This window comes from Ihubacter sp. rT4E-8, assembly GCF_049852125.1.
Taxonomy (GTDB): domain Bacteria; phylum Bacillota; class Clostridia; order Peptostreptococcales; family Anaerovoracaceae; genus Senimuribacter.
In genome coordinates this window covers 511,795-538,280 of the sequence record NZ_CP187532.1, presented here as the reverse complement: position 1 = coordinate 538,280, position 26,486 = coordinate 511,795, and the positions used below count along the sequence as shown (strand labels likewise).

General features: G+C 47.6%; 22 protein-coding genes and 1 riboswitch. Of the genes, 4 read left to right on the top strand and 18 right to left on the bottom strand.

Annotation, left to right across the window (positions count from 1 at the left end; translation table 11 throughout):
* Positions 1–12: 12 nt before the first annotated feature.
* The 9 genes from ACPW7J_RS02680 to ACPW7J_RS02640 form a co-directional block, all read right to left on the bottom strand.
* Positions 13–333, bottom strand: coding sequence for a branched-chain amino acid transporter permease (locus ACPW7J_RS02680; RefSeq protein WP_425756381.1), 321 nt, complete (start codon positions 331–333; stop codon positions 13–15).
* The gene (locus ACPW7J_RS02675; RefSeq protein WP_425756380.1) at positions 326–1,024 is read right to left on the bottom strand and encodes an AzlC family ABC transporter permease; all 699 of its coding nucleotides are present in this window, start codon (positions 1,022–1,024) and stop codon (positions 326–328) included. The genes ACPW7J_RS02680 and ACPW7J_RS02675 overlap by 8 nt, the downstream gene beginning before the upstream one ends.
* Before the next feature lie 131 nt (positions 1,025–1,155).
* Entirely contained in the window at positions 1,156–2,250 is a 1,095-nt protein-coding gene (locus tag ACPW7J_RS02670; RefSeq protein ID WP_161873584.1) for a pyridoxal phosphate-dependent aminotransferase, read from the bottom strand.
* 191 nt (positions 2,251–2,441) lie between these two features.
* A complete protein-coding gene (locus ACPW7J_RS02665; RefSeq protein ID WP_425756377.1) occupies positions 2,442–3,365 on the bottom strand; it encodes a LysR family transcriptional regulator in 924 nt (307 codons plus the stop codon).
* 243 nt (positions 3,366–3,608) lie between these two features.
* Positions 3,609–3,833 (bottom strand): helix-turn-helix domain-containing protein, encoded by a 225-nt coding sequence (locus ACPW7J_RS02660; protein ID WP_425756376.1) that lies wholly within the window; start codon positions 3,831–3,833, stop codon positions 3,609–3,611.
* A 227-nt stretch (positions 3,834–4,060) separates the two neighbouring features.
* A complete protein-coding gene (locus ACPW7J_RS02655) occupies positions 4,061–5,239 on the bottom strand; it encodes an acetyl-CoA C-acetyltransferase (RefSeq protein ID WP_161873586.1) in 1,179 nt (392 codons plus the stop codon).
* Between the two features lie 106 nt (positions 5,240–5,345).
* On the bottom strand, positions 5,346–6,302 hold the full coding sequence (locus ACPW7J_RS02650; protein ID WP_425756374.1) for a DUF2156 domain-containing protein: 957 nt from the start codon (positions 6,300–6,302) through the stop codon (positions 5,346–5,348).
* Entirely contained in the window at positions 6,299–7,054 is a 756-nt protein-coding gene (surE, locus tag ACPW7J_RS02645; RefSeq protein ID WP_425756372.1) for a 5'/3'-nucleotidase SurE, read from the bottom strand. The genes ACPW7J_RS02650 and surE overlap by 4 nt, the downstream gene beginning before the upstream one ends.
* Positions 7,051–7,776 carry an NAD-dependent protein deacylase gene (locus ACPW7J_RS02640; protein WP_161873589.1) on the bottom strand — a complete coding sequence of 242 codons (726 nt, stop codon included), beginning with the start codon at positions 7,774–7,776 and terminating at the stop codon, positions 7,051–7,053. The genes surE and ACPW7J_RS02640 overlap by 4 nt, the downstream gene beginning before the upstream one ends.
* 200 nt (positions 7,777–7,976) lie before the next feature.
* On the opposite strand from ACPW7J_RS02640, the gene ACPW7J_RS02635 reads away from it, so the two are divergent.
* Positions 7,977–9,113 (top strand): patatin-like phospholipase family protein, encoded by a 1,137-nt coding sequence (locus tag ACPW7J_RS02635; RefSeq protein ID WP_425756370.1) that lies wholly within the window; start codon positions 7,977–7,979, stop codon positions 9,111–9,113.
* A gap of 60 nt (positions 9,114–9,173) precedes the next feature.
* Here the strand turns inward: ACPW7J_RS02635 and ACPW7J_RS02630 are convergent, their stop codons facing one another.
* The 5 genes from ACPW7J_RS02630 to ACPW7J_RS02610 all read right to left on the bottom strand — a co-directional run bounded on the left by ACPW7J_RS02630 (position 9,174) and on the right by ACPW7J_RS02610 (position 16,085).
* Positions 9,174–10,865, bottom strand: coding sequence for a Na+/H+ antiporter NhaC family protein (locus ACPW7J_RS02630; protein ID WP_425756368.1), 1,692 nt, complete (start codon positions 10,863–10,865; stop codon positions 9,174–9,176).
* An 18-nt stretch (positions 10,866–10,883) separates the two neighbouring features.
* Positions 10,884–12,611: a M28 family peptidase gene (locus tag ACPW7J_RS02625; protein WP_425756366.1), complete on the bottom strand. Its 1,728-nt coding sequence runs from the start codon at positions 12,609–12,611 to the stop codon at positions 10,884–10,886.
* Positions 12,612–12,620: 9 nt separating this feature from the next.
* Positions 12,621–13,565, bottom strand: coding sequence for an arginine deiminase family protein (locus tag ACPW7J_RS02620; RefSeq protein WP_161873592.1), 945 nt, complete (start codon positions 13,563–13,565; stop codon positions 12,621–12,623).
* Between the two features lie 15 nt (positions 13,566–13,580).
* Entirely contained in the window at positions 13,581–14,534 is a 954-nt protein-coding gene (locus ACPW7J_RS02615; RefSeq protein ID WP_425756364.1) for a dimethylarginine dimethylaminohydrolase family protein, read from the bottom strand.
* 162 nt (positions 14,535–14,696) lie between these two features.
* The gene (locus ACPW7J_RS02610) at positions 14,697–16,085 is read right to left on the bottom strand and encodes a sigma-54 interaction domain-containing protein (protein WP_425756362.1); all 1,389 of its coding nucleotides are present in this window, start codon (positions 16,083–16,085) and stop codon (positions 14,697–14,699) included.
* Positions 16,086–16,358: 273 nt separating this feature from the next.
* On the opposite strand from ACPW7J_RS02610, the gene ACPW7J_RS02605 reads away from it, so the two are divergent.
* Positions 16,359–16,886, top strand: coding sequence for a GNAT family N-acetyltransferase (locus ACPW7J_RS02605; RefSeq protein ID WP_425756361.1), 528 nt, complete (start codon positions 16,359–16,361; stop codon positions 16,884–16,886).
* 165 nt (positions 16,887–17,051) lie between these two features.
* Here ACPW7J_RS02605 and thiC read toward each other — a convergent pair whose 3' ends face one another.
* The 3 genes from thiC to ACPW7J_RS02590 form a co-directional block, all read right to left on the bottom strand.
* Positions 17,052–18,356, bottom strand: coding sequence for a phosphomethylpyrimidine synthase ThiC (gene thiC / locus ACPW7J_RS02600; protein ID WP_161873596.1), 1,305 nt, complete (start codon positions 18,354–18,356; stop codon positions 17,052–17,054).
* Positions 18,357–18,442: 86 nt separating this feature from the next.
* Positions 18,443–18,552: riboswitch (TPP riboswitch) on the bottom strand.
* 131 nt (positions 18,553–18,683) lie between these two features.
* Positions 18,684–20,978, bottom strand: a complete 2,295-nt coding sequence (locus ACPW7J_RS02595; RefSeq protein WP_425756358.1) for a vitamin B12-dependent ribonucleotide reductase — start codon at positions 20,976–20,978, stop codon at positions 18,684–18,686.
* Positions 20,979–21,128: 150 nt separating this feature from the next.
* On the bottom strand, positions 21,129–21,686 hold the full coding sequence (locus tag ACPW7J_RS02590; protein ID WP_161873598.1) for an ECF transporter S component: 558 nt from the start codon (positions 21,684–21,686) through the stop codon (positions 21,129–21,131).
* Positions 21,687–21,806: 120 nt separating this feature from the next.
* Here ACPW7J_RS02590 and ACPW7J_RS02585 point away from each other — a divergent pair, with 120 nt between their 5' ends.
* Both ACPW7J_RS02585 and ACPW7J_RS02580 read left to right on the top strand, forming a co-directional pair.
* Positions 21,807–23,192, top strand: coding sequence for a PLP-dependent aminotransferase family protein (locus tag ACPW7J_RS02585; RefSeq protein ID WP_425756356.1), 1,386 nt, complete (start codon positions 21,807–21,809; stop codon positions 23,190–23,192).
* 93 nt (positions 23,193–23,285) lie between these two features.
* Positions 23,286–24,749 (top strand): MATE family efflux transporter, encoded by a 1,464-nt coding sequence (locus ACPW7J_RS02580; RefSeq protein ID WP_425756354.1) that lies wholly within the window; start codon positions 23,286–23,288, stop codon positions 24,747–24,749.
* Positions 24,750–25,132: 383 nt separating this feature from the next.
* Here ACPW7J_RS02580 and ACPW7J_RS02575 read toward each other — a convergent pair whose 3' ends face one another.
* Positions 25,133–26,482: an MFS transporter gene (locus ACPW7J_RS02575; RefSeq protein WP_425756352.1), complete on the bottom strand. Its 1,350-nt coding sequence runs from the start codon at positions 26,480–26,482 to the stop codon at positions 25,133–25,135.
* Between the last annotated feature and the right edge of the window lie 4 nt (positions 26,483–26,486).

The window sequence follows — 26,486 nt, the reverse complement described above, 5'->3', positions numbered from 1 at the left end:
TTTTTTAACTTATTACATCACCCGAATCAGCACCATATAGCAGATGGTTCCTGCCAGAATGGAAAGCACGGTGCTGTGTTTCCACCGATGAAGCAGCACTACCAGCAGTACGGAAACCGCCTCCGGAATCCCATAAGGCGCGCTGAGCACTTTTGTTCCTTTCAGACAGTACACTACCAGCATAGCAATGACCGCATAAGGCAGCACTTCGCCAAGATAGAGGACGATTTTGGGCGTACCTCTTGAAAACAGTACAAAAGGCAAAAACCGCAGCGCCATGGTGCCCAGCGCCATGACACCAATCAGGAGCAATGAATGCGCAGCACTAATCATGTTTCGCCCTCCTCTCAATCTGCTTTTTTGCCGCAAGGAGCACTGCTGCAATTAAAAGCATGGTCGGAATCAGAAAATACTCCGCGCCAAACAGCAGCAAACAGCCTATCGAGATGATCAGACCCGTCACCGCCGGAATATGATGTTCCACGCCTTCCCACTGTTCCACGAAAATCACCACAAATAATGCTGTCATAGAAAAGTCAATGCCTGCAGAATCAAAGGACAGCGTGTTTCCAAGAAACGCACCCAGAAAACTGCCGAAGACCCAGTAGCACTGATTCATCATAGATACCAGCACATAGTACCATTTCTCGTCCACATCTTCTGGCACATTGGCACCACACACCAGGGAATAGGTTTCGTCCGTCAGAGCAAAAATTGCATAGAGTTTCCGAAAGCCCCGCATTTCCCTGTACTTTTCCAGCATGGACACCCCGTAAAACAAATGTCTGGCATTGACCATCAGAGTCATCAGCGCAGTCGAAAGCAGCGATGCACCGCTGCCAAGAAGCCCGACGCCCACGTACTGCAGCGAGCCCGCGTAGACAGCCGTGCTCATCAAAATAGCCCACCAAAAGCTGTAGCCCTTATCTGCAAGCAGAATCCCAAAACCGATGCCCAGTACGATGTACCCCGCCATGACCGGCAGCGACTTTGTGAAACTGTATTTTATCGTTTTCTGATTCAAAAGTGTTTCCTCCTGCTGCCCTCTGCAGTGATTTTGCGTGATTCTGTATCATTTGCGCAAGATTCTCGAACAGCCGGAGTTATTTTATCATATATAGCGTCTGCCTGTCTACCATGGGTTTGCCGTGTGCGTCACAGCCTCTTAAACGCCTCGATCAATCTTCCCGCTTCAGAAATCGTCGGCACCCGCAATCTGACGCAATTTTTGCCCATAGGCTCAAACTCCTGTCCGCTGCAGGTCAGGATCTTCCCTTTCATCAGATATTCCTGCAAATCCATTGTTTCGTCAACATGCCTGAGAAGACAGATAGGCACTCTGTCGTCAGTCTCTGCCATAATGATTTGCTTCCCGCAGGCATCCCGCAGGGCGCCTTTAATAATCGCAAAATCAATACCGTGATTACATGGCTGAACGGTGTTTTTCAGAATCTCGCAGGTCAGCGCTCTGGATACCTCGTTCATCATATACGGATTGCTGATTTTACCGATGAATTCCACCAGTTCCTTGTTGGTGATAATGTAACCTGCCCGAGCGCCTGCAAGTCCCCAGCCCTTGGAAAAAGTCCTGACAGAAATCATGCATTTAAATTCCGCTCCCAGATTGACAGCGGATTCCTCCACAGGAATAAAATCCGCATAAGCTTCATCAATGATGCAGTATACCCCCAGCTTTTCGCATTTTTCCAAAACCTTACGAAGTGCGTCAAGGCACAAAGTCTGTCCTGTCGGATTGTTGGGATTATCGATATATACCAGAGAAGTCTTTTCTGTAATGGCGTCGATAAGCTGATCGACGTCCTCTCTGAAATTCTCATTCTGACTGGTCGCAATACCGCTGACCTTCATTCCCATCATTCTGGCGTATTCCACCATACTGGTGAAGGTCGGCAGAAAGCAAACAAGCTCTGAATCCTTTTGTGCGAATACGTTGACCAAAAGGCACAGCGCCGAAATGCTGCCGTCGGTCATAACCAGGTTTTCCCCTTCAATATCAGCCTTTCCTGCCCAGTAGTCCACCACCGCTTTTTTCGCCTCGTCTCCGCACGGATACTGGTATAGCCTATTCACATCAAAATTACTGATCACCTCCGCTGCCTTATCCGGAAAGCCATAAGGATTGATTCCCAGACTACAGTCCAGGGTGCTTTCATCTGATTTCGGGGTATGATCCGCATAACTCTTTACGTCCACCTTCAGCAAATCTCTAATTTTATCGCTTCCAAACATAATACTCTCTCCTTCCCGTCCGCAGAGCGTTTCGTTTTCTTGATTTCATCTTACGCCCATCTGCCGTACTGAGGTAGACATCAAATTTTGTCTCTTTGTGTTCGATTTTTTTGAACACAAAAAGCGCCATCGGGTGAGGCAATCCTTTCCCGTCAAAGCGCTTTTAGTTCACTATTTTCCTTTTCTCCCCCTTATAGATTGCTTTTTTCAATCTTCTCCTCCATGATTGCAATAAATTCCGCCGCTACTGACGATACGGACTTTTCTCTGGATCTGATCCACCCCAGTTTGCACGCTAAAGGTGCATCTGCCAGAGGGATAAAGCGAAGCTGATTCGGCGCATAAAATGTCTCGTAGGTTTCCTTGTCGTAGGTATCTACCATAACGGCGTCAGTACTTTCGATTAGGCGCAAGGCACAGCCAAGATCGCTGACCTGAATTTCCGCCCGCTTACGTCTGCGTCCGTCAAGGAGCTTTTCCAGGGTAAAATCTGACGGTGACGCATAGTTGACAACGTATGGGTATTCTCGTAAATCAAACAGCGCTGTCTGCTCCCGCTTCTGATGGTAAAGAGGATTCTTCGGTCCGATAATCGCGCAGAGTCTGCGATCCGCCAGCTTCGTAAAGGACAATCCCGCTTCTTCAATTCTATGTAAGGCAATATTTTCACTATCAGAAAATAAGGTCACAATGCCGATTTCACAAAACCCGCCTGCAACCATCCGTATTGCCTCATTGATGGTGCATTCTTCTATGCTGCCTGTAAATTCTTTCCCCTTATACCGGCTGTACAGTTCCACAAAAGCATCGTTTGCCAAAGAGCAATACATGCTGGCGACAGACAAATTTACAGGCTCCTGTTTATCGCCGCAGCTGCCCTTTAGAAAATCGATGCGGCCGCAGATCGTCCTCGCCTGATCGTATACATCCCTGCCAAAAGGCGTCAATGTAACGCCTTTGGTATTTCGGCAGAAAATAGCCTCCCCCAGTTCCCGCTCCACATTCTTCATGGAAGCGCTAAGGGATGAGCGAGCCATGTACATGTCCTCGGCAGCCCGATTCATACTTCCCATTTTCACGATTTTCAATAGTTGCTGCAGCTGCTCAATTCTCATATTGCCCTCCTGTATTCCATATCACTTCTCCCAGCTGATTGATACGATTATGATTAACCGCTTATCCCTTCATTATATAATCTTTCAGCACACAATTCGCTCATTTGCGAAATTCGACGCCGCGTTTTGATTTGACACGATAGCCTACGGAGATGATTACGTCTTAATTATAGTACGCAACCTGATAAGCTTTCCCATCTATGTCAGTTATTGCAAAATTTGTGACAACTGTCATGTCACCTTCTAATTCTTCTCTTTGTGCGTTATTGATGTGTTTCCCAATTGTTCCATCTTAACATAATAAGCCAGCAGCCGCAGCAGATAATCCGTCATATTGCGGTTGCCGTATTCCCAATCCTGATACGTTCTGTACGGAATGCCGAAATATGCTGCAAACTGTTTCATAGACATTCCTGTGCTCTTTCGAAGCTGTGTCAGCTTTTCCCTGTTGTCTTCATTCTCATTCATTTTTTGCGCTCCTTTAAACACGCTTTGCGTATTAACATATTACGGCCTTCCATTGCTTTTGTCAATCTTTTTTTGCTTAATATGCACAGCAATCTGCCTTGCCTGCAATGATATACAACATATTTAGAACAGCGCTCTCCGGTTCTAAAATTGAAAAAGGGACAGTTTTTCTGAAACTGCCCCTCAATATTTAGGTAACCAAATTTTAATCTTTTAGTAAGCTTCTATTATCTTTCCACAATTACGCTGGTTCCCATGCCGCCGCCGATGCACAGAGTTGCCAGACCATACTTGGAATCTCTCTTCTGCATCTCGTAGATCAGGGAAATCAGGATTCTTGCGCCGGAAGCTCCAATCGGGTGACCTAAAGCGATAGCGCCGCCGTTTACATTTGTCTTCTCAGGATCTAATCCTAAATCCTTTCTAACTGCTAAGGACTGTGCAGCAAATGCTTCGTTTGCTTCTACCAGGTCGATATCTTCAATAGTCAGACCAGCTTTTTCCAGCGCTTTCTTGGAAGCAGGAACCGGACCAACACCCATGATGGACGGATCCACACCGCCGGAAGCATAGGATTTGATGGTGCACATCGGCTTGATGCCTAATTCGTCAGCCTTTTCCTTGGACATAACAACCAATGCAGCGCCAGCATCATTGATACCGGAAGCGTTTGCAGCTGTTACCATACCGTCCTTCTTGAAAGCCGGCTTCAGCTTCGCCATCTTTTCGATGGAAGCGCCAAACTTAGGATATTCGTCAGTGTCGAATACGATCGGATCGCCTTTTCTCTGCGGAATTTCTACAGGAACGATTTCGTCCTTAAATTTGCCAGCCTTTACAGCTTCTTCTGCTCTATTCTGAGAAATTACGGAGAACTCATCCAGTTCTTCTCTGGTGATGCCCCACTGTTCTGCAACGTTTTCAGCAGTGATACCCATGTGATATCCGTTGAAAGCATCCCACAGACCGTCGTTAACCATCATGTCAACCATCTGTGTATTGTTCATTCTCGCACCCCATCTTGCAGCAGGCATAGCATAAGCAGTTGCAGACATATTTTCAGCGCCGCCGGCAACAACGATATCAGCATCGCCAGCTTTGATGATCTGTGCGGCAAGTTCAACAGCTCTCAGACCGGATCCGCAAACCTTATTGATAGTCATGGTAGGAACTTCTGTCGGAATACCAGCGTCTAAAGACATCTGTCTGGATACATTCTGTCCTAAACCACCCTGCAGTACGCAGCCCATAATAACTTCTTCAACCTGCTCAGGCTTAATGCCTGCTCTTTCTACGGCAGCCTTAATTGCGATTGCACCAAGCTGTCTGGTCGGAACACCCTTCAGGCTGCCGCCGAAACTTCCGATTGGAGTTCTGGCTGCACTGACAATTACTACTTCTCTCATTGTATATGTACCTCCTTAATATAAATGCCATTGCTGGCCATCGTTAACGACTTAACGTTAAAACCTTAACGTTAATGTTTTAACATTTGTTAAATTATTCACATTCTCATAGTACCATATCTGGCGGCAAAAAGCAACCGGAATATTTCTTTTCCATATGATTTGGTTTTAACGCTTCTTTGGCCTTCCGTAAATTTTCAAGTCCCATGTCTTCTTCTCTGTTCACATAGACTATTTGCTCCGGCAGCATTTTACAAAATTCGCTACAAATCACCTGATACAGTTCTCGATACTCCTCGTTAGCTTTCTCAAAATGCTCCACTGCCGTATTCTCATTCAAAATTTCACCGATGGCAAATGCTTCTAGATTCCCCTCAATATAAACCGCCGCCGAATAAATTTCCTTCCGGTCAACGAACTGCAAAATCTCCTGTATAGCTTCTTCCTCCATGTGCAGACTTTCCATTTCATCCGCTTCATATCCTTTAGACATTTTAGCTTTAACAACAAAATCCATGATCTCGTCTGCCATGTCCTTAGAAATTCGTTTCACCTGATAAGTATAGTTTTTCAGGAAGAAATTCATGTGGTTTTTCTTTTTATGCAACGCCCTTCCGCTGAGCGTAATCAGCTTGTCCTTCAAATAAACGTACTCATCACTGTCTCTGTCATGAACAAAGGTCATCTGTCCGGGGAACGCCTCCTCCAAATACTTGACCATGTGCTCCGGTATCAGCTCAATAGAAAAGGGGATTTTTCTCGCCTCAAACCTTTCTTTCGCTTCCAGTACAGTTTTCCGCAGCGCTTCTGGCTCATATAAACCGTTTCTGGTCATAGGCATAGAAATAATAGCGTTAGGTTGATCCGTGATCATACAGTCCGCGCCTGCCAAGCAGAGATAATCACCGATGATTTCCCAACACAAACAATGTGTATTCCTCCAAATGTAATTTGCCGTCAAAGTGTATCCAGCTCCTCTATAATCAAAGCCGTCAAAATATTCCTCTAAAATACTTGCTTCTTCTTCCGACATATCTTCAAAACAATGTTTGAAAATGTTCATATGTGAATGCTCCATTTCTTTATGATTTCCAAAGTTTTATAATCTGTCAAATCCATCTGCAGCGGCGTAATCACAGCATAATTCGCTTCCACTGCCGCCAAATCATTTTCATCATCCGCCGCATGGAAGCCGCCCGGCTGACCCGACAGCGTGTATCGGTTTCCTTCCACCAGATGGAATTTGTCATCATAAAATCTCTTGTCTCCCAGAGGTACGAACTTTATCCCTCTAATTTCCTCTCGCGGCAGGTTGGGCACATTGATGCTGAGCACTACAGATGGCTCCAGCCTTCCATAAACCAGGTCGATTGCCGCAATTGCCAGCTCGCCTGCTACATCAAAGTGTACCGCTTCATGGTCGTCTACAGAAACAGCCACCGCATGTACGCCGCTCAATGCTGCCTCCGCGGCCGCGCCGATAGTTCCCGAATATAAAGTATCTCTGCCCAGATTACTTCCCATATTGATACCAGAATAAACCATATCTATAGGCACGCCCATTTCCGCAAAAAACTGCAGACCGATCTTCGTGCAGTCTGCCGGTGTACCACTAATTTTATACGCCGCTTTCGCTCTCGGAAAATCAGTTTTCTCAATGGTTACATCCTGTCCCAGGGTAATTGAGTGGCTCTTAGCGCTGCGCTGGCTGTCCGGCGCGCACACATACACGTCCGCCGCTTCTGACAATGCTTTTACCAGAGCTTCGAAACCTGCCGCCTGTATTCCATCATCATTCACTACCAATATATTCATTCCATTTTCATCACCTTTCCGATAGAATCATAAATCACCAGATCCGCTTTCCCGTCATAAGGGGTCTGAGTTTTATTAATCAATACCAAATGCTTGCCTCTGAAATAGTTAATCAGTCCCGCCGCCGGATATACTACCAGAGAGGTTCCTCCAATGATCAGCGTATCAGCCTTTTGAATAGCATCTACCGCGCCCTGAATACAGCTGTCATTTAGCATTTCCTCATAAAGCACCACATCAGGTTTAATACGTCCGCCGCAGCTGCAGTACGGAATGCCTTTTTCACAATGAGATTCATCCATGATATAATCTGCATCATAAAATTCACCGCATTTCTCACAATAATTCCTTAAGACGCTGCCGTGAAGCTCGTAGACTTCTTTGCTGCCGGCCTTTTGATGAAGTCCGTCTATGTTCTGCGTAATCACTGCTCGGAGTTTTCCCCGTTTTTCTAACGCAGCTAATGCCTTATGAGCGTCATTCGGCTGTGCCTCCGGATAAATCAGATTCTCTTTATAGTATTTGAAAAACATTTCCGTGTGATTCACATAAAATGAATGTGACAACATAGTTTCCGGCGCATATCCGTACTTCTCCTGAGCATGATACAATCCGCTTTCTGAACGAAAGTCCGGAATATTGCTTTCCGTGGATACTCCCGCGCCTCCAAAAAATACGATATTCTCACTTTCATCAATGACTTTTTTTAACCGTTCGTCCATTGTCAGTTACCTCCTTGTGGATTTCGCCATCTTCAAATTCGTTTGCACTTTGCACCGCACTGAATACTGGCAGTTAACAAAGCGCAGTATAGATAAGACAGCGAAATGGCTATTCCACCCACTGCAAAAATATAGTACAATAGCCTTAATCAATTAAGTATACCACAAAAGGGTACGAAAAAACAGAAAGGATTTCAGAAATGAAAAAAAGCCCGGTTTCTCCTAAGAAAAAAACTGCGCTGGTCCTCAGCGGCGGCGGATCTCGCGGCGCATATCAGTGCGGCGTCTGGCAGGCTCTTACCGAACTAGGCGTGCAGATCGATATTGTGATCGGGGTTTCTGTCGGCGCGATCAACGGCGCGATGGTCATGCAGGGTGATCCAATTAAAACCGCCAATCTCTGGCGTGAAATGGAAACAGATATGGTCTTTGATATCGACGCGAAAGCGCAACTGCAGGATTATGTCAAAGAATTCCTCCTAAATCGCGGCGCCGGCACATCAGGTCTGCAAAGCCTTTTGCGAGAATATGTAAACGAAGAAGATATTAGACGTTCTCCTGTTGACTTCGGTCTGGTCACTGTAGAAATTCCATCCATGCGCCCCCATTATCTCTGGAAAGAGGATATTCCCAGAGGACAGCTGTACGACTACATTACAGCCAGCGCCTCTGCTTTTCCCGCAGTCCATCCCATCGAAATTGATGGACGCTACTTCATCGATGGCGGCTATGCCGACAACCTGCCCGTCGCCATGGCGTTGGAAAAAGGCGTTACCGAAGTCATCGCCGTCTATCTTGACGCTGTCGGCAGATTTCGTCCAGAAAAACTAAAAGAGGTTCCCAATCTTACCTTCATCGAAAGCAAGTGGGATTTAGGAGACTTTTTGACCTTTGACAAAGCAAATGCTCGCCGAATTCTGCGCATCGGTTATCTGGACGCCATGAAAACCTTCGGCGTTTTTGACGGCGCTTACTATACCTTTATCAAAGGGGCGTTTACAGGCCGCCTGCTCCGTCAGGCTGACCATGCCGCCAAAATCTTTGAACTGGACCCGCTGATTCTCTACAGCCAGAAAACCTTTACCGAAGCGCTGAAAATTGCAGTTGACGCAGCGCGCAAAGAAACCTCCTCCACCTTTACGCACGACACTCTAAACATTGCAAAACTCAAAGAAATTATCAAATCCGCCAATAAAAAAACAGCTGTCATTTTCATCGCCGAAACCTTACGTGAAAACGACAACATCAATCATCTTCTTTCAAAGTATGCCCTGCGTCTTTTCCGAGAAGAAATTGATGCGGCAAAAATGCTGGTCAATCTCGGTATCGCCGACTAATATTATAGAGGCTGACACATGATGACGTGCCAGCCTCTTTTTCTATTGCTGTAAAACCTTTTAATTCACTTCTTTTTGCAAGTCCTCCAGCTTCGTACTCTTTCCCAGTATTCTGACAATACCGATCAGAAGCACAACGCCCAGAGGCAGGATAATCAACGGAGATACGCCTGCAGCTGCCAAAATGAAGCCCAGCGCCGCCACAATCGCTACCGTTATAGCATATGGAATCTGGGTCTTTACGTGATCCATCAGGTCTGCCGCAGAACCCATAGAGCTCATAATCGTGGTATCGGAAATCGGAGAACAGTGGTCGCCAAAGACCGCGCCGCAGGTCACTGCCGCAATGGTCACAATTGCCAGCGTGCCAACCTCTCCATCAGCCATGCCGACTGCAATCGGGAATGCAATCGGAATCATGATACCCGATGTACCGTAGGATGTACCTGTTGAGAACGCCATGAAGCAGGAGATAATAAACAGAATCATCGGCAGCAGGATAACAGGAATAGATCCGCCAACCATACCGGAAATGTAAGCGCCTGTTCCAAGATCGCTCATGACGCTGCCTGTTGACCAGGCAAGCAGCAGAATTGTTACTGTAAACAGCAGCTCCTTGCAGCCGGAAAGCCACACGTCAATCGCTTCCTTTAAGGTCATAATCTTCTGAGCCACAGCCATGATGATGCACAGGATCGATGTAAAGATTACCGAATATAAGATACTGGAAGCTGCATCCGTATTACCAAAGGCTGTTGCAATGCCTTCCAGCGTAAAGCCTGCATCCATGCCGCCGCCTGTGTACCACAGCGCCGCTACCGTTACAACGATAAATACAAGAATTGGAATTGCCGCGTTACGGATGCGAAGCTCTGCACCTTCTGCCACGTTCATTGCATCCAGTTCTTTACTCATCATCGGCTTCGCGCCGTCTTCATAAAGCTTTCCAGTCAGTCTCGCACGCTTTTCTGCTTTGTACATTGGACCATAGTCTCTCTGCATCAGCACGATGATGATAACCATGGCTATGGCGAAAATGTTGTAAAATCTGTACGGAATGGTCTGTAGGAAAATACCGTATACGTTAGCCGCTTCCATACCGATGGAAGTGAAGGCCAGTGTAATCATACCGATTTCATGGGCAACCCATGATGAAATGGGCGCCATATCCGTGACCGGTCCTGCCGTTGAATCGATGACGTAGGATAGTTTTTCTCTGGAAACCTTTGCCTCATCAGAAACAGGACGCATAGTCGGTCCGACGATGAGAGAGTTCGCGATATCTTCAAAGAAAATAATCAATCCCAGTACCCACGTCATAACCATTACGTTTTTGCTCCCCTGCGCCTTCTTTGCCAAGGCCACCGCCATCGCCTGCATACCTCCCATCCGGCTCATGACTGCGATCATGCCGCCTACAGCCAGAATGAACAGCATCAGCGACGCGTTCCAGGAATCAGCTACCGTGCCCACAAAATATGTGTCGCACATGCGCAGGAAGCCTGTGAAGATATTGCCTCCGTTAATAATGGTCGCGCCTACAAAAACCGCCGCTGCCAGCGACAGCACGACCTGCTTTGTAATAAAAGACAATACGATTGCGATAAACGGCGTAATCAAAGAGAGTGCGCCATAATACTTCTGCACTTCTTCTCCATCCTCCCCAAAAGCATACTGCGTGAATACCAGCATGCCCAGGACGAATGCCGCTGCAAGGAACCATCTTCTGTTTGAGATACTTCCGTTCTTCATTTTGTTCCTCCTTATTACTTATTGAACGCCAAGCTGTATCATCTCTATGGAATGATACATGGCATCATAAACCATGTGTTTTACCCGCAGAATCTGCGTTTCCCACAAATAATATTCGTGAGAACCTTCTTCGGCCCGGTTATACGCCGTTAAAGCCTGTGCCATCGCCGGCATTGGATTCTCTGTCAGCAGAGCGCAGCAGGAATCTTGTCCGTACCGTCCAGAATAGCAGCGTAGCATGGTCGTCTGCCGTTCACAATAAAGCGCCAGCTTATCATAAGTATCGCCAAAGTTTTCCTTGTCCTTACATGCCCAAAGCTTTCGCAGCGCCCCGGCATAGTCTGCAACGGTTTCGCTCAAATCAGAAATAAGCGCCGCGCCGTAACCGGCTACTTCCTGAATCTGCGCCCACTGTGCTTCCGCGTCTTCTGCCAAAGCCTGCAAATCATACGGCACTCTGTCTCCATTCACCATTGCTTCAATAACATAGGCAAAATATTTTCCATGGCCTGACAAAAGCCCTCTATCCAGCTTATCTATCGTGTCGGAATCACTGTGAAGCCAAGGACTATAGAATGCGTAATTCAATTCTTTCAATTTTTCTTCTGTGTACTCCGTCGCAAAGGAGCAGTACGGTACTCCAACGCCGAAGAAAGAAGAGTCTCCGCCGCCCTTATATGCCTGATGCCATTTTCCTTCCTGGCCCCAAATTTCTTTAATCGCGCCGGTCAGGAATTCCTTTAATTCCGGCTGACCTTCCACGCCTGGAATGGTTGTTCCTTTGATGGCCAAATTGTCAATGTTGATATAGGCCAGGCAGTTTTCATTCATATCCTTCCAATAGTTGTCCGCATACCAGGTGGAACCGCCGCCTTCGGCGATTTCATGACCGTCCCAGAATACAAAGACTACGTCCCGTTTCAGCTCCGCCCTGTACTTATAGAATAAGCGGGCAAGCTCTAAATTCAACGCGTTGCCGGAAGCGTTACAAATAGCAGACTTTCCCCATGCGTCAACATGGCTTCCCACCAGTACATACTGTCCGTTGCTCTTTCCGCCGTAAACTCTGCCGATAGGCTGATCTGCCGTAATCCATTCCCTGGTGGCTTCCGCAGTCAGGTGCACTTTGACCTGCCCTTTCTCACAAAGGGCCGCGAGATATTCCCCGTTGCCGCGTGAAACGCTGATCACAGTCAGATCTACGATATCTTTGTCTGTATCCGGCGTCGGATTTCCCCACTGTGCTTTAACAGCGCCCATCTGAATCAGATCATCCTCGGCCTTTCCCCAGTTCATAATGATCAGCGCCTTCGCGCCCATCTCCCAGGCGATCCTTGCCTTTTCCGGTCTTCCCGGACTCCAATTCATATCTGTCAGGACAATCTTGTCTGTGACGTCTTTTCCTTCATAATCCTCGTAAGTGCCGCTGCCCAGATAAATCAGTTCACCGCTGATTCCCTCTGCTGGAGTCGATTTAATGTGGCAAACCGGTCTTGCCGGAATTTCTTTGTTCTCCAGTGCAAGCACGGTCAGCGACGCTTCTTTCGGATAGCTTTGATACATCGGAAAGTGATCGATGTGCGCTTCCACGCCATATTCCTGCATCTTACCACAGATAAACTCTGTCGCTTTTCTCATCTCCGGCGTACCGGAGAGTCTTTCTCCTACCTCATCTACCAGGTAAGCCATATTTTCATAGATGTTGTCCAATGACAGTTCGCCGGACAATTTCTCATAAATACCCATGTTCCCTCCTTATCCTCTTTTCAGGAATGCGGTGCAGCAGTGAATCGCGCCGAACCCTTTCATGACTTCATCGAATTCTACAGGAATCACGTCAATTCCATTTTTTTCAAGGAGCTCCTGGCTTCTTGGATTTCCCGCCGGCATTACAATCTGCCCCGGTTTCAGCGCGACAAAGTTAATGGCAAAACTCTCCTTCGCCTCAGTCTGTGACGGACATTCCAAAAGCTTTACGCCCTTCTTCTTCAAAGCGTCACACACATCGTACGGCACCTGGGATGCGTGAATCATCGCCACGTCATGGCTGGCAAAATTCAGATTTCCGTCGATATGAGCGTGTCCGTAAGGCACCTGCATATGTAGAATTTCCGTCACGCCCATGCGTTTCAGCTCATATTCCACCATTTCGTATCCGCTGCGGTTGGTGCGCACGCCAGATGCCAGAATCGCCGTATGACGATCCACCCACATGACCATGGCGCCTTCAAAGGTTGCGTCGCCGCAGATGGTTCTGATAATCGGTACCCCAAGGTCCGCCAAAGCCTTTGCAGCATATCGTTCCTCTCCCCGCCTTGCCTCCATGGCAGGTCTTGTCACGATCGCGCCCTCTGGTGTCATCAATACCAGATCTCTGCAAAACAGTGCGTTAGGCTTATCTTCTCTTTGCTCCTCAATGTAATGCACATTTACGCCGTGAGCTCTGTAAATGTCCGCAAGACCATCGTGCTGCGCCCGAAATCTTTCCGGATCGATGGCTGATTTAAAGCGAGCTGCCTGCCAATCAAAGTTCTCGATTTCTTTGCCCGGACGGCGCATCAAAACTGCTTTCAGCTCGTCTACCTCAGAACAGACGCCCCAGTCGCCCCAAAGCGCCTGCATGTCGTCAACGATCGTAGATTCCTTTGGAAACCACCGCTCTCCCGCAATCGCGTCAATATCTCTCTTTTTTTCTGTCATATTGTGTACCTCTCTTTACCCTCTCTTTAGAAACGCAGTGATACAATGCAGCGCGCCTCTGCCTTTCATAATTTCAGAAATGTCTACCGTAATCACTTTGATTCCATTGTCCTCCAGCATTGCCTGGCATCTCGGATTTCCTTCCGGCATCAGAATCAGACCCGGTTCCAACGCAACAAAGTTACATCCAAAGGTCTCTCTTACCTCGGTAGTAGAAGGCGCTTCCAAAATCTTATAGCCCTTCTTCTTCAGAACATCCAATACATCGTAAGGCACTTGGGACGCATGAACCATGACGGTATCATGGCTGGCCGCGTTCATCAGTCCGTCGATATGAATGTTGCTGTACGGCTGCTGCATATGCAGTATTTCCGTCACCCCCATTCTGCGTAGCTCTGTCTCCACCTGCTCATACCCGCTTCTGTTACAGCGGCTGCCAGTGGAAAGTACGACGGTCTTTCTATCCACCCACATAGCGTTTGCGCCTTCAAACATGCCGTCACCGTTAATCGTTCTGACAATCGGTACGCCGATATCCGCAAGAGCCTTTGCAATATATCGTTCTTCCCCGCGTCTCGCCGCCATGCCAGGGCGTGTGATAATCGCGCCTTCCGGCGTCATGAACATCAGATCTCTGCAGAAGATCGCGTTGGGACGATCCTCTCTCTGTTCTTCCACATAATAAACCTTAACGCCATGTTCTCGATAAATGTCAGCTACCCGATCATGCTGGGCACGCATCAGTTCCACGTCCACAGGCTCGTCAGAAAAGCGGTACTGCGCAGCATCAAAGCTTTCTATCTCTTTGCCGGGCCGACGTAAAAGAACCGCTCGCAGCTTGTCGACTTCAGACGCGACGCCCCAGTCGCCCCAGTAAAGGCTCATATCATCTTCAAAGGCCGTCTCTTTTGGAAACCATCGTTCTCCCGGAATCGCATCGATATCCAGTCTTTTTTCTCCTTCGCTCATCTCTGCCTCCTCCTCATTGTTTTTTTGCTCACTCCTTGTTGTACAACTGTGTATAACAAGCGCAATTTTTATGCCAAAAGAAAAACCGCTGAATCAGCGGTTTTAAAGATACCTTCATCGACGAAATCAAAAAAACTTTACGTTTTTGTCAAGTTCCTTGTACTATTTCCGGTAAAGGTCATATTTATTCATCTTATAATTCAGCGCCTGCTTAGAGATTTTTAATTTTCTAGCAGCATCGCTCATAGTTCTAGTCTGTGTTAACGCTTTCTCTATGATGCTAATTTCAAAATCAGCCAACGTCTTTTCCATTGAGAAATCCGGGTCATCGAGATTCGGCAGCATTGCTCCATCCTGTTTGAAGCTGGTCTCTGCCCACGATGTACTAAGCAAATATTCCGGCAAATCCCGTAATTGAATAAAGGCAGAATCCGTTACGTTAAACGCGCCTTCAATAATATTCTTCAGTTCCCGAACATTCCCTGGCCAATGATAACTCCGAAAAAGATTCTCTACTTCTTCATCGATCCCAAGTATCTTTCGATGCATCTTCTGATTATATTGGCCGATAAAATGGTTTACTAAAAAGAACAAATCGCTTTTCCTCTCCCTAAGCGGTGGTAGCAATAGCTGCACTACGCTAAGCCGATAAAATAAATCTTCTCGCAATTTCCCATCCCTGATACATTCCATCGGCGGTTTATTAACGGCAGACACAATCTTTACATCAATAGGAATCGGCGAAAGTCCCCCTACTCTGGTAATCTGCTTTTCCTCAATCGCTTTGAGCAGCTTTGCCTGCATGCTGATTTCCATGGAGTTGATTTCATCCAGAAACAGCGTGCCTCCGGCCGCCATCTCAAACAATCCCGGACGGTTCTCCGCTCCCGTATAGCTGCCTTTCACTGTTCCAAACAAAATGCTTTCCATTAGATTCTCCGGAATCGACGCGCAGTTCTGCGAAATAAATCGCTTGTTCTTTCGCGAACTGCTGGTATGAATGGACTGCGCCACCAGTTCCTTTCCTGTTCCCGTTTCCCCACAAACCAAAACAGAAGAATCGGTTCCCGCGATCATAGCAATCCTTTTCTTGATCATCTCCATCTGCATGGAGGAAGTGACGATATCATCTATAGTATATAAAGGTTTATAGTCGTCCGCATCTTTGATCTTCAGCACAATATCCTGCCGTTCAATTTCCGAATCTATGTATCTGGACACATCCACTACACCTACAATCGTGTTCCCTTCTCTAATCGGCAAAGTAGTATTCACCGCTCTGAGATTTTGTCCATCATAGGTGCTCAGCACCTGGTACTCATTAAAAATCGGTTTACCGCTTCGAAGGACGCGCAGGATGCTGCTGGTTTCCTCCGTTAGGCCGGGATAAATATCCAAAAGGTACTTTCCTATCAGATTCTTTTCCTTAAGACGGTTTACATCCGGTCGATATGTAGCGAAATATTCAACTCTGGCATCTGCATTTACAATCATCATTCCATCTACGAAATTATACAAGTTTAAAATCTGTTCCGCATACCGTCTCAGCATCGTCGCCTATCTCCCTCCGCGTTGTTTCTTAGATTATACAGCGTACCACCGCAAATCGTCAATATGTATATTTATTCACTTGTTAAAATTATTATTTATTTCGTTTTTTCTACAGCGCAGAAAAAGAACTCTGCTTTTTTGGCACTTCATGCAAAATATAACAGAAAGATCCGACATTATTAGATTCTCCGCGCGTTTGCCATGATTTATACACAAGAAGCGCCTTGACGCGTATATTGTATCTGCTATAATAATCTGCAGGAGGAACTACTGATGATACGACTTGCAAATTCCGGCGACATCGACGCCGTTACTAAATCCTACGAAGAACTGCTAACTTACGAAGAAAGCTGCGGCACCAGCTGCAACTGGCAGAAAGGTGTTTATCCTACCAGAGAAACCGCAGTAAAAGGCTGCGCCGCGCAAACGCTATATGTGAAATACGAAAATGAGGTTCTGTGCGCCAGCATGATTTTAAATCACGACCAGCCAGAAGCCTATCAGACTATCGATTGGCTTTATCCTGCGCCGCCGGATAAAGTGCTAGTGCTGCACACCCTTTGCATTCCGCCGTCATCGGCAGGAAAGGGACTGGGCAAAGAAATGACACGCTTCGCCCTGGATCTGGCAAAAAAGACAGGCTGCACCGTGATGCGGCTGGATACCTGGGCGGAAAACCGGCGAGCCGCCGGACTTTACCAAAGCCTGGGCTTCCGCTTCGCAGGCTCCGCAGAAGTGATGCATCAGGGCGTCATTCCAGAAGAAATGATTTTCTTTGAATACCGTCTTGATCCGCGCTAGCTACACCGAGTGAAAGAAAAACAAAGATAATACATCCGCACCATTTGGTTTAAAAACAATACAAATGGTGCGGATTTTTACATCGTCTATCTGCGATTCTGCACCAAATCCTCCTCAAAAGGCATGGATGGTGCAGATTAACCAGCCTTCTCGTAGCGCCGCCTATTACAATATATCAATATGCTCCCCTGCCAGAGCTTTGTTCATGCTGCGTACGGCGCAGAACTTTCCACACATGGAACAGGTGTCGTCGTGCTCCGGCTTTCTGTCATCACGAATTGCCTTTGCTGTTTCCGGGTCGATGGCGCATGCCCACTGGGCTTCCCAATCAAGCGCGCGGCGTGCATCAGCCATCCGGTCATCGATTTCACGAGCGCCGCGAACGCCTTTTGCGATATCCCCTGCGTGGGCTGCGATCTTCGAGGCGATGATGCCCTGCTTTACGTCCTCTACATTAGGCAGTGCCAGATGCTCAGCAGGCGTTACATAACAGAGAAACGCCGCGCCGGAAGCTGCCGCGATGGCGCCGCCGATAGCAGATGTGATGTGATCATAACCAGGTGCAATATCTGTCACAATCGGTCCCAGTACATAGAACGGCGCGCCGCTGCAGATGGTCTGCTGCAGCTTCATGTTGGCAGCGATCTGATCCATCGGCATGTGTCCCGGTCCTTCCACCATGACCTGCACATCCTTTTCCCAAGCGCGTTTTGTCAATTCACCAAGACGTACCAATTCCTCTATCTGGCAAACGTCAGAACCGTCGGCAAGACAGCCCGGTCTGCAGGCGTCGCCCAGAGAAATCGTCACGTCATATTCACGGCAGATGTCCAAAATTTCATCAAAGTATTCATAAAACGGATTTTCTTCGCCAGTCATGGTCATCCATGCGAAAACCAGAGAGCCGCCGCGGGAAACAATATTCATCTTCCGCTTATGCTTTTTGATCTGCTCGATGGTCTTTCTCGTAATGCCGCAGTGCAGCGTTACAAAATCCACGCCGTCTTCCGCATGCAGTCTCACTACATCGATAAAATCTTTTGCGGTCAGCGTATCCAGATCTCGCTGATAATGAATCACGCTGTCATAGACCGGCACCGTTCCAATCATGGCAGGACATTCCGCCGTCAGTTTGCGACGGAATGGAATTGTATCTCCGTGAGAGGATAAATCCATAATCGCATGGGCGCCCATATGAACCGCCGCCATGACCTTTTCCAACTCTACGTTCATATCCTTGCAGTCTCTGGAGACACCCAGGTTTACGTTTATTTTCGTCTGCAGCATAGAACCAACCCCCTCCGGATCAATACATTTGTGATTCTTATTGGCGCAGATCGCCACTTTGCCAGACGCCACCAAAGGCATCAGTTCCTCAACTGTCATTCGTTCCTTTTTCGCCACCGCCGCAAGCTCCGGCGTCACGATCCCTTTGCGGGCAGCTTCCATCTGTGTTGCATAGTTTCTCATTATTCAATCTCCTCCTTCAAGTCAACGGATATTTCGCAGCTGCCGCAAAAACAAAACAACTGCCAATGTCCCCGCAGGTCCATTGGCAGTAAATCGTCCATATTTCCCTACGTTGGCATTATCCAAATCAGGTTGCAGGTCGAAGCAGTATTAGCTCCCTCTCAGCCCATTACTATGAGCTCCCTTTTTTAATTGTACTTTTATCTTAACACCAGACACCCTCCATTGCAATAGGCGTTTTTATCAATTCAAGGCAAATGCACAAAAATGATCTGCAAGAATCACTACAGACAAAATTTTAGATTCTGTGGGATTTAGTCTGTTTTATCAGCCGCACTTGGAGAATCCGCAGTTTCTGCAGATGACGCATCCGCCTTCATGTTCTACCACATTGCCGCATTCCGGACACACGTGAATTTCACTGGCTGACGCCGGTACAATCGGATGCTTCTGCGGAACAGCCTGTTCCGCCGGCATTTCGTAAGATGCTTTTTCACGCGGTTGGTCTTCAATGATTTTGGAAACCTTCATGATCACCTTAGCGATGGCATCCGGACAGGACGTACAGCTCATGCCCTGCTGTCTGATGGTAGACGGACACCGGATGCCTTTCAGCTGGTCATAGACCTCCTGAATCGAAATCCCGCTGCGCAGCGCTACTGAAACCAGTCTGGCGGTCGCCTCACTCTGACTCGGACAGCCGCCCGCTTTGCCCGTGCTGGTAAAGACCTCGCAGATCCCGTTTTCGTCGTAGTTGGTCGTCACATAAAGGCTGCCGCATCCAATTCGCATCTTTTCCGTAAATCCGCGGGTTACATCAGGACGCGGACGCGGTTCGATATGTCCAAACCGTTCCTCCTGGCATTCCGGACAAGCCACTGCCACAGCCGGCTGACCTTCCCGGTTCACCTTGCCGATGTTCAGCACCTGTTCTTCTCTGCTGCCGTCGCGATAAATCGTTACACCCTTGCAGCCTTCCTTATATGCCAGCAGGTATACGTCACGCACTTCATTTCTGGTCGCCTCTTTCGGAAAGTTGACCGTCTTCGATACTGCGTTATCCGTATGACGCTGGAACGCCGCCTGCATCTTGATATGATCGATCGGTTTGATATCGTGGGAGCAGACGAAAACATCGCGCACTTCCTGCGGAATCTCTTCACAGTGGGCAATGGTGCCCTCCGAAGCAATTTTGCGCAGCAGACGATCGCTATAAAGTCCCAGTTCTTTCAGCTTTGCCGTCAGTACCGGGTTTACCTCTATCATCTCCGTACCGTCCATGATATTGCGGATAAACACGTAAGCAAATACTGGTTCCACGCCGGAGGAGCAGCCGCCGATGATGGACAAAGTGCCGGTCGGCGCGATGGTCGTCACCGTGGCATTTCGCATTGCCGCGCCGTCCTTCAGGGTGCTGACAGAAAACAGCGGGAATGTGCCGCGCTTTTCCGCCAGTTTGCTGCTTGCCGCATGACCTGTCGTGTTGATATATCCCATCACTCGCTCAGCAAGTTCTACCGCTTCGTTGGAGTTGTACGGAATGCCCAGCATCAAAAGGGCGTCCGCCCAGCCCATGACACCCAGCCCAATTTTACGGGATGCACGGGTCGTCTCTCCGATCTTTTCCAGCGGATAATTATTGGCGTCGATGACATTGTCCAGGAAATGCACCGCCTGTTCCACGGTCTCGCCCAGCAATCTAAAATCAAATTCATATCCGGTCAAAGTCTTTCGCAGCATCTTGACCAGGTTGATAGAACCCAGATTACAACTTTCATACGGCAACAGCGGCTGCTCCCCGCAAGGATTGGTACTCTCGATTTCGCCCTGGGTCGGGGTCACGTTGTCCCGATTGAGCCTGTCCAAAAAGATGATGCCCGGCTCGCCGTTCTTCCACGCGTGATCTACGATCAGATCAAAGACCTTTTCTGCGCTGAGATGTCCCACAGCCTGCTTCGTCTTCGGATCGATGAGATCATAGTCACTTTGGTTTTCCACCGCTTCCATGAAAGCTTCCGTAATGCCTACACTGATATTAAAATTGGTAATTTCCTTATTATCTGCCTTGCAGTTGATGAACTCTAAAATATCCGGGTGGTCGATTCGCAGCACGCCCATATTGGCGCCCCTTCTGGTACCGCCCTGTTTCACCGCCTCCGTTGCCGCGTTGAATACTTTCATGAAACTGATCGGACCGCTGGCTACGCCGCCTGTGGATCGAACCGATGAACCGCTCTGCCGAAGCCGGGAAAAAGAAAATCCAGTACCGCCGCCGGACTTATGAATCAGCGCGGCGTTTTTAACAGAATCAAAGATCCCCTCCATGCTGTCCTCTACCGGCAGCACAAAACACGCCGAAAGCTGTCCCAGCACTCTGCCCGCATTCATTAATGTCGGTGAATTCGGCAGGAAACGCAAATCCGTCATCAGTTCATAAAACTGATCGCTAAGCGCCCTGGTATCGATTGTCGTATCATATTTGGCATCCGCCGCGGCGATGGTATCCGCCACTCTGCGGAACATCCCTTCCACGGTCTCAATAAGGCGGCCGTCTTCGTCCTTTCCTAAATACCGCTTTTCAAGCACGGTTAAAGCATTTTTACTAATTTCAGAAATCGCCATTTTTTCCTCCGATATACACTTTATATATTGTTGCACGGATAATTATATCACTATATGTAGTATATGGCAACTGGATTTCTTACAAAAAAATAAAAAATGGAAACAGTATGTTCAAAGCATCTGCCTCCATTTTAACTTACAATATCATCATTATAAAAAATACTTTTTTAATGAAGTTTTATATAGGGTTTGTGCCAGTATACCAGCAATGATCATACCCACAACAAACTGCCCGATGTTCCATGGTACGCTTGGCAACGGCGTCAAAAGATTGCCATACATAATCGCTGAAGCGGCATAGTATCCGATCACCATTTCTATTCCGGCAAGAATCATACCTGTTATCTCAGCTCCTGATATTCTGAAATCCTTTGTTTTTTCTTTGTCACGCCTTCCCGCGTGTTCCAGAAAAGCGCCCATGATATACGCCATTAGCATTTTAATTGCCAAAGTCCATGGCGCCCAAAAGGCATAACCGCCCAGGATGTCGCCCAAAGCAGATCCCAGACCTGCAGCTGCCGTTCCATTCTTTTTTCCCAAAATCAATACAGAAAGAAATATCATGGAATCCCCTAAATGCACATATCCTTGTGTGAAAGGAATGGGAATTTTAATGAACATTGTGGCGATCATAACAAGACACATCATCAAAGCCGTCATAACTGTTGTCATAACTTTATTTCTATTATTTTGTGCATTTCCAATCATAAGTCTGTCTCCATTCTATTGACTTTCTTTTCAATGATACTATAATAGCATTAAAGTGAACTTTTTAAAACAGTCAAAAAATATTATTTATATATATACAAATAGGAGGTCTTGCTGAAAATGAAGCCGATTACTATAGAATTTCATGACAGTTCAAAAACGCCATTATATATACAGTTGTATCGCCATATTAAAGAAGAAATTACTCGTGGTACGATGTCTTCAGGAGAAAAGCTGCCATCGCTGCGGCGATTATCCACTGATTTATCCATCAGCATCACTACCACAGAGCTTGCCTACAGCCAACTTGTTGTAGAGGGATATATCATTAGTAAACCACAGTCCGGTTACTATGTTGCCGATATAGCGGGAGACAATGCAAATCGTGAAAAGACCGCAAATCATGGCCTAGATTTGTCCTCCTTTACTGTCGAGGGGTCTCCCTACAGACACGACCTGTCCTGCTTCAATTTCGCAAAATGGAAAAAATGTATGTCCAGGGTACTGAACGATTACTCTCATCTGCTTCTATTTGAAAGCGATCCTCAGGGGGAAGGCGCTTTGCGCTTTGAAATCTCCAAATATATCTATACCTCCCGCGGCGTCATTGCAACCCCCGAACAAATTGTCATCGGAGCAGGTACGCAACAGCTTACATCCCATCTCTGCCGAATTTTGCGAAAAATCGGTATCGATCATATTGCTGCAGAAGATCCAGGTTATCTCCCTGTGCAAAACATTTTTCGCGATCACGGCTTCAGTATCACCAAGGTTGCCGTAGCAGGGGATGGAATTCGCATTGAAAAGCTTCCGACCAATATTCCTTCCGCCGTGTACGTCAGCCCTTCCAACCAGTTTCCTACAGGCTCCGTCATGCCGGTAGGAAAGCGTTATCAGCTGCTTGAATGGGCCAAGGAAAACGACAGCTATATTCTGGAAGACGATTATGACAGTGAACTGCGTTATTTTGGTAAACCAGTACCCGCATTGCAGGGGCTTGATGACGAAGGTCGCGTTGTATATCTGGGTTCTTTTTCCTCCACCCTGTTCCCGGCTGTGAAAATCAGTTATATGGTGCTGCCGGCAACCATGTTGAAAATTTTCAATACCATTAAAACCGACTATACCCAGACCTGCTCCAAAACAGAACAACTGACACTTGCACTCTTTATGGAAGAAGGCCTGTATTACACCAACATCAAAAAACTACGCAAGCTTTACGGGCAAAAACTGCAAACCGCTATCAGCGCTTTCACGCGCTTTGGCAGCGGCTTTGTAACGCCAACCAACACCAATTCCGGCATCAACATAATTTTGAAGGTCCGCACTAAAAAATCTCCGTCAGCGCTCTCAGAAGGCGCCCGCTCTATCGGCTTAAACGTTCAACCGGCGGCCAGTCTGACTGATCAGGATACTGCCGCTTTGATTTTCTATTACAACCAAATTCCTCTAAACGATATGGAGAATTGTATCGCCGAAATGATTCAATTATGGCGCACCTGCTAAAGATACATGATATATTTCCCAATATCCTGTATACAATCTACACCCTTTGTGATATACTGATATTCACGTATTACAAGCGAGGAGGGCAAAAGCATGCAGCAGTTACAACAGAACAATCATCCGAAACGTCTGAAGCTCATCGGGGACAAAGCGTTTTATAAGAAAGTGCTTCTCATTGCCGTCCCGATTATGCTGCAGAACGGTATTACCAACTTTGTCAATATGCTGGACAATATCATGGTAGGACAGGTGGGTACAGAGCAGATGTCCGGCGTTTCCATCGCCAATCAGCTGACCCTGGTCTTTAATATGGCAGTGTTCGGCGCTGTAGCTGGCGCCGGCATTTTGGGCGCTCAGTTTTTCGGCAGCAAAAATAACGACGGATTGCGTCATACGATGCGTTTCAAAATTCTTTGCAGCGTGATTTTGACCCTGCTTGCCGCGCTAATTCTGATTCCTTTCGGCGGCACGCTAATCGAAGCATTTCTCCATCAGGGAGAAAGTCACGGCGACCTTTCCGCCACTTTAACCTACGGCAGAAGCTACCTTTTGATTATGCTCATCGGTATGCTGCCCAGCGCCATGTCACAGGTTTATGCCAGTACACTCCGCGAAACCGGGCGAACTGTCGTGCCTATGATTAGCGGCATCGCTGCCGTCCTTGTAGACCTGGTCTTCAACTATATTCTGATCTTCGGAAAGTTCGGCGCGCCTGCTCTGGGCGTTGCAGGCGCCGCTATTGCTACCGTACTTTCCCGCTTTGTTGAACTTGCCATCATCGTGATATGGACACATAAACATACAGAACAGCTTCCTTTCATCAAAGATCTCTACTGCAGTCTCCATGTACCTGCAAGACTTGTCAGACAGCTGCTGCGCGTCGCTACGCCGCTGTTTTTCAACGAACTGCTCTGGGCGCTGGCGCTGGCTTTCCTGGCGCAGTGCTATTCCGTGCTGGGGCTTGACGTCGTCGCCGCGGAAAACATCGCAAATACTTTGAGCAATGTTACCAACGTGGTCTTCGCGTCTCTGGGCGGCTCTGTGGGCATCATCGTAGGACAGCTGCTTGGCGCGGGAAAGCTGGAAAAAGCCCGGGAGGAAGACAATCAGCTCATCGCCTTTTCCATGTTCTGCAGCGTGATTACGGGAATTCTTCTCATCCTCATCGCGCCTTTGTTTCCGCAGCTCTACAATACTGCCCCGGAAATCCAGCATATCGCCATGCGGTTCATCCAGATTCAAGGACTGTCCGCGCCGCTGTTCGGATTTATCAACGCGTCCTACTTCACCCTGCGTTCCGGCGGCAAAACCATCATCACTTTCCTCTTTGACAGTATGTTCCTGTGGGTCTGCACCATTCCTGCGGTCACCATCATGGTTCGCTTTACCAGTCTGCCTGTGGTGCTGGTCTTCCTGATCGACCATTCGCTGGATTTGATCAAATGCGCCATCGGATTCGTCCTGGTCAAAAAGGGCGTCTGGCTGCAGAACCTGACCGGCGAGCAGGACGGAAATCAAAATGGAAGTGAAAATGGAAATCAAAGTTGTGCAGACTAACCATAATCATCATCGATTTGCACAACCCATCGCAAAATAATAAGGTCAAAGTTGTGCAAATACTTGCTTGAATTCATGCCTATGCACAACTTTATGCCAGTCAAATACCTTGAAGTTGTGCAGAACGTGCTAATCTCTCGTAAATTGCACAACTATAGAAGATAAAAAAGGGTAAAAGTTTTGCAAATGAATGCTGTATCATGAAATCTGCACAACTGTATGATAACCAAAGTCCTTAAAGTTGTGCAAATCGGGCAGTTACCGTCTGTTCCTGCACAACCACCTATTACTCTATCACCCACCTATCAAAAAACATAAAGCAACACAAAAGGCACAGCCCCAGCGGTCACACAAAATCCCGCCAAAGGCTATGCCTTATTTTTTTACTTCCGCGCCGCCAGTTCATCGCGAATTTCTGCGGCCTGCCGATGAGAAATCGGAAACAACAGAATCGGCACCATGGTCAGACAAAGTCCGATGATTGGGTAGATCCCATTGATGCGCAGAATCTGCGCTACCACACTGCCGGTGATTTCTGCCCCCGCGGAAAATCCCGCAATGGACATTAACCAGCCTGCCATAGTCTGTCCCAACGCCCTGCCCAGCTTCATCATAAAGGTGGAAGCCGCCGTAATCAGACCCGCGCACGCTACGCCCTCTTTATAGTTGACCCAGTCAATACACTCCGGCGTCCAGGCGTAAATCGCCGCCGATAAAAGCGCCGTACCGGCGCGGGAAATGATAATCAGGACTACCACGCAATCTGCAGAAAGGGCTGTGCCGAATACTGCAATGGCTGTCGGTTTCACCAGACTGACCGCAAAGCCAATGAGAATTAACTGTCGTTTATCAATCCACTTCAGCAGAAACGGCATCAGCAGTGCGCATGCAATGGTCACTGGCGCGCCGAATACAGACGTTCTCGCCAACACGCCGGTGTCATGAAGCACATACTCATAATAGTACATTTCGCACACATTGGACAGCGAAATGACGATCGAAGAAATTGCAACCGCAGCGCTCAGACACAGTACCGGTTTATGAGAAAGCAGCCCTCGCAGTCTGCTGAAAAACGGCTGTCTGGGCGGACTTGGCAGCGCATCCTTGTAATCCACCCGTTTCATGCCGTACTGGCAAAGCAGAATAAAAGGAATTGCCACAAGCCACGCAATCGCCATAAACTTCCACCAACCGTTTTCCTCGTTGCCGCCCAAACGGGCAACACAGGTCAGGATGATGCCGTTGATCAGCATGCCTACCAAATTACCGCTGATGCTTCTCGTTGAAAGCAGCACATTTCTCTCGTGATAATCCGGCGTCAAAACACTCATCATCGCCTGCCATGGCAGTGTACAGGTGGTAAATCCAACGCTGAACAGACAGAGCAGAATCATGTAATACACAATTTTTCCAGTCTGATCCAAATCCGGCACCATATATCGAAGCACTGACACCACTGCGGTAAGAAATCCACCAAAGAGCAGAAATGGTCTGTATTTGCCGATGCGTGACTGATGCCGGTCTACAATGCCGCCGATAATAGGATCATTGACCGCATCAAAGATCGTTCCCAGCATCATCATGCTGCCCACAACCGCCGCAGGCAGCATGGCGACATTGGTTAAAAAGTACATGCCAAACTGATCGCAGACACCTGCCAGATTGATAAAGATGCCGCCTGTTCCATATGCGAAGATTTCAAAATATGTAAGAGTTCGTTTCCTGTTCTTCATGACA

Bases quoted from the DNA above. Each gene is read 5' to 3' on its own strand.
- ACPW7J_RS02680 (WP_425756381.1), bottom strand. From the start codon at position 333: ATGATTAGTGCTGCGCATTCATTGCTCCTGATTGGTGTCATGGCGCTG.
- ACPW7J_RS02670 (WP_161873584.1), bottom strand. From the start codon at position 2,250: ATGTTTGGAAGCGATAAAATTAGAGATTTGCTGAAGGTGGACGTAAAG.
- ACPW7J_RS02665 (WP_425756377.1), bottom strand. From the start codon at position 3,365: ATGAGAATTGAGCAGCTGCAGCAACTATTGAAAATCGTGAAAATGGGA.
- ACPW7J_RS02660 (WP_425756376.1), bottom strand. From the start codon at position 3,833: ATGAATGAGAATGAAGACAACAGGGAAAAGCTGACACAGCTTCGAAAG.
- ACPW7J_RS02655 (WP_161873586.1), bottom strand. From the start codon at position 5,239: ATGAGAGAAGTAGTAATTGTCAGTGCAGCCAGAACTCCAATCGGAAGT.
- ACPW7J_RS02650 (WP_425756374.1), bottom strand. From the start codon at position 6,302: ATGAACATTTTCAAACATTGTTTTGAAGATATGTCGGAAGAAGAAGCA.
- surE (WP_425756372.1), bottom strand. From the start codon at position 7,054: ATGAATATATTGGTAGTGAATGATGATGGAATACAGGCGGCAGGTTTC.
- ACPW7J_RS02640 (WP_161873589.1), bottom strand. From the start codon at position 7,776: ATGGACGAACGGTTAAAAAAAGTCATTGATGAAAGTGAGAATATCGTA.
- ACPW7J_RS02635 (WP_425756370.1), top strand. From the start codon at position 7,977: ATGAAAAAAAGCCCGGTTTCTCCTAAGAAAAAAACTGCGCTGGTCCTC.
- ACPW7J_RS02630 (WP_425756368.1), bottom strand. From the start codon at position 10,865: ATGAAGAACGGAAGTATCTCAAACAGAAGATGGTTCCTTGCAGCGGCA.
- ACPW7J_RS02625 (WP_425756366.1), bottom strand. From the start codon at position 12,611: ATGGGTATTTATGAGAAATTGTCCGGCGAACTGTCATTGGACAACATC.
- ACPW7J_RS02620 (WP_161873592.1), bottom strand. From the start codon at position 13,565: ATGACAGAAAAAAAGAGAGATATTGACGCGATTGCGGGAGAGCGGTGG.
- ACPW7J_RS02615 (WP_425756364.1), bottom strand. From the start codon at position 14,534: ATGAGCGAAGGAGAAAAAAGACTGGATATCGATGCGATTCCGGGAGAA.
- ACPW7J_RS02610 (WP_425756362.1), bottom strand. From the start codon at position 16,085: ATGCTGAGACGGTATGCGGAACAGATTTTAAACTTGTATAATTTCGTA.
- ACPW7J_RS02605 (WP_425756361.1), top strand. From the start codon at position 16,359: ATGATACGACTTGCAAATTCCGGCGACATCGACGCCGTTACTAAATCC.
- thiC (WP_161873596.1), bottom strand. From the start codon at position 18,356: ATGAGAAACTATGCAACACAGATGGAAGCTGCCCGCAAAGGGATCGTG.
- ACPW7J_RS02595 (WP_425756358.1), bottom strand. From the start codon at position 20,978: ATGGCGATTTCTGAAATTAGTAAAAATGCTTTAACCGTGCTTGAAAAG.
- ACPW7J_RS02590 (WP_161873598.1), bottom strand. From the start codon at position 21,686: ATGATTGGAAATGCACAAAATAATAGAAATAAAGTTATGACAACAGTT.
- ACPW7J_RS02585 (WP_425756356.1), top strand. From the start codon at position 21,807: ATGAAGCCGATTACTATAGAATTTCATGACAGTTCAAAAACGCCATTA.
- ACPW7J_RS02580 (WP_425756354.1), top strand. From the start codon at position 23,286: ATGCAGCAGTTACAACAGAACAATCATCCGAAACGTCTGAAGCTCATC.
- ACPW7J_RS02575 (WP_425756352.1), bottom strand. From the start codon at position 26,482: ATGAAGAACAGGAAACGAACTCTTACATATTTTGAAATCTTCGCATAT.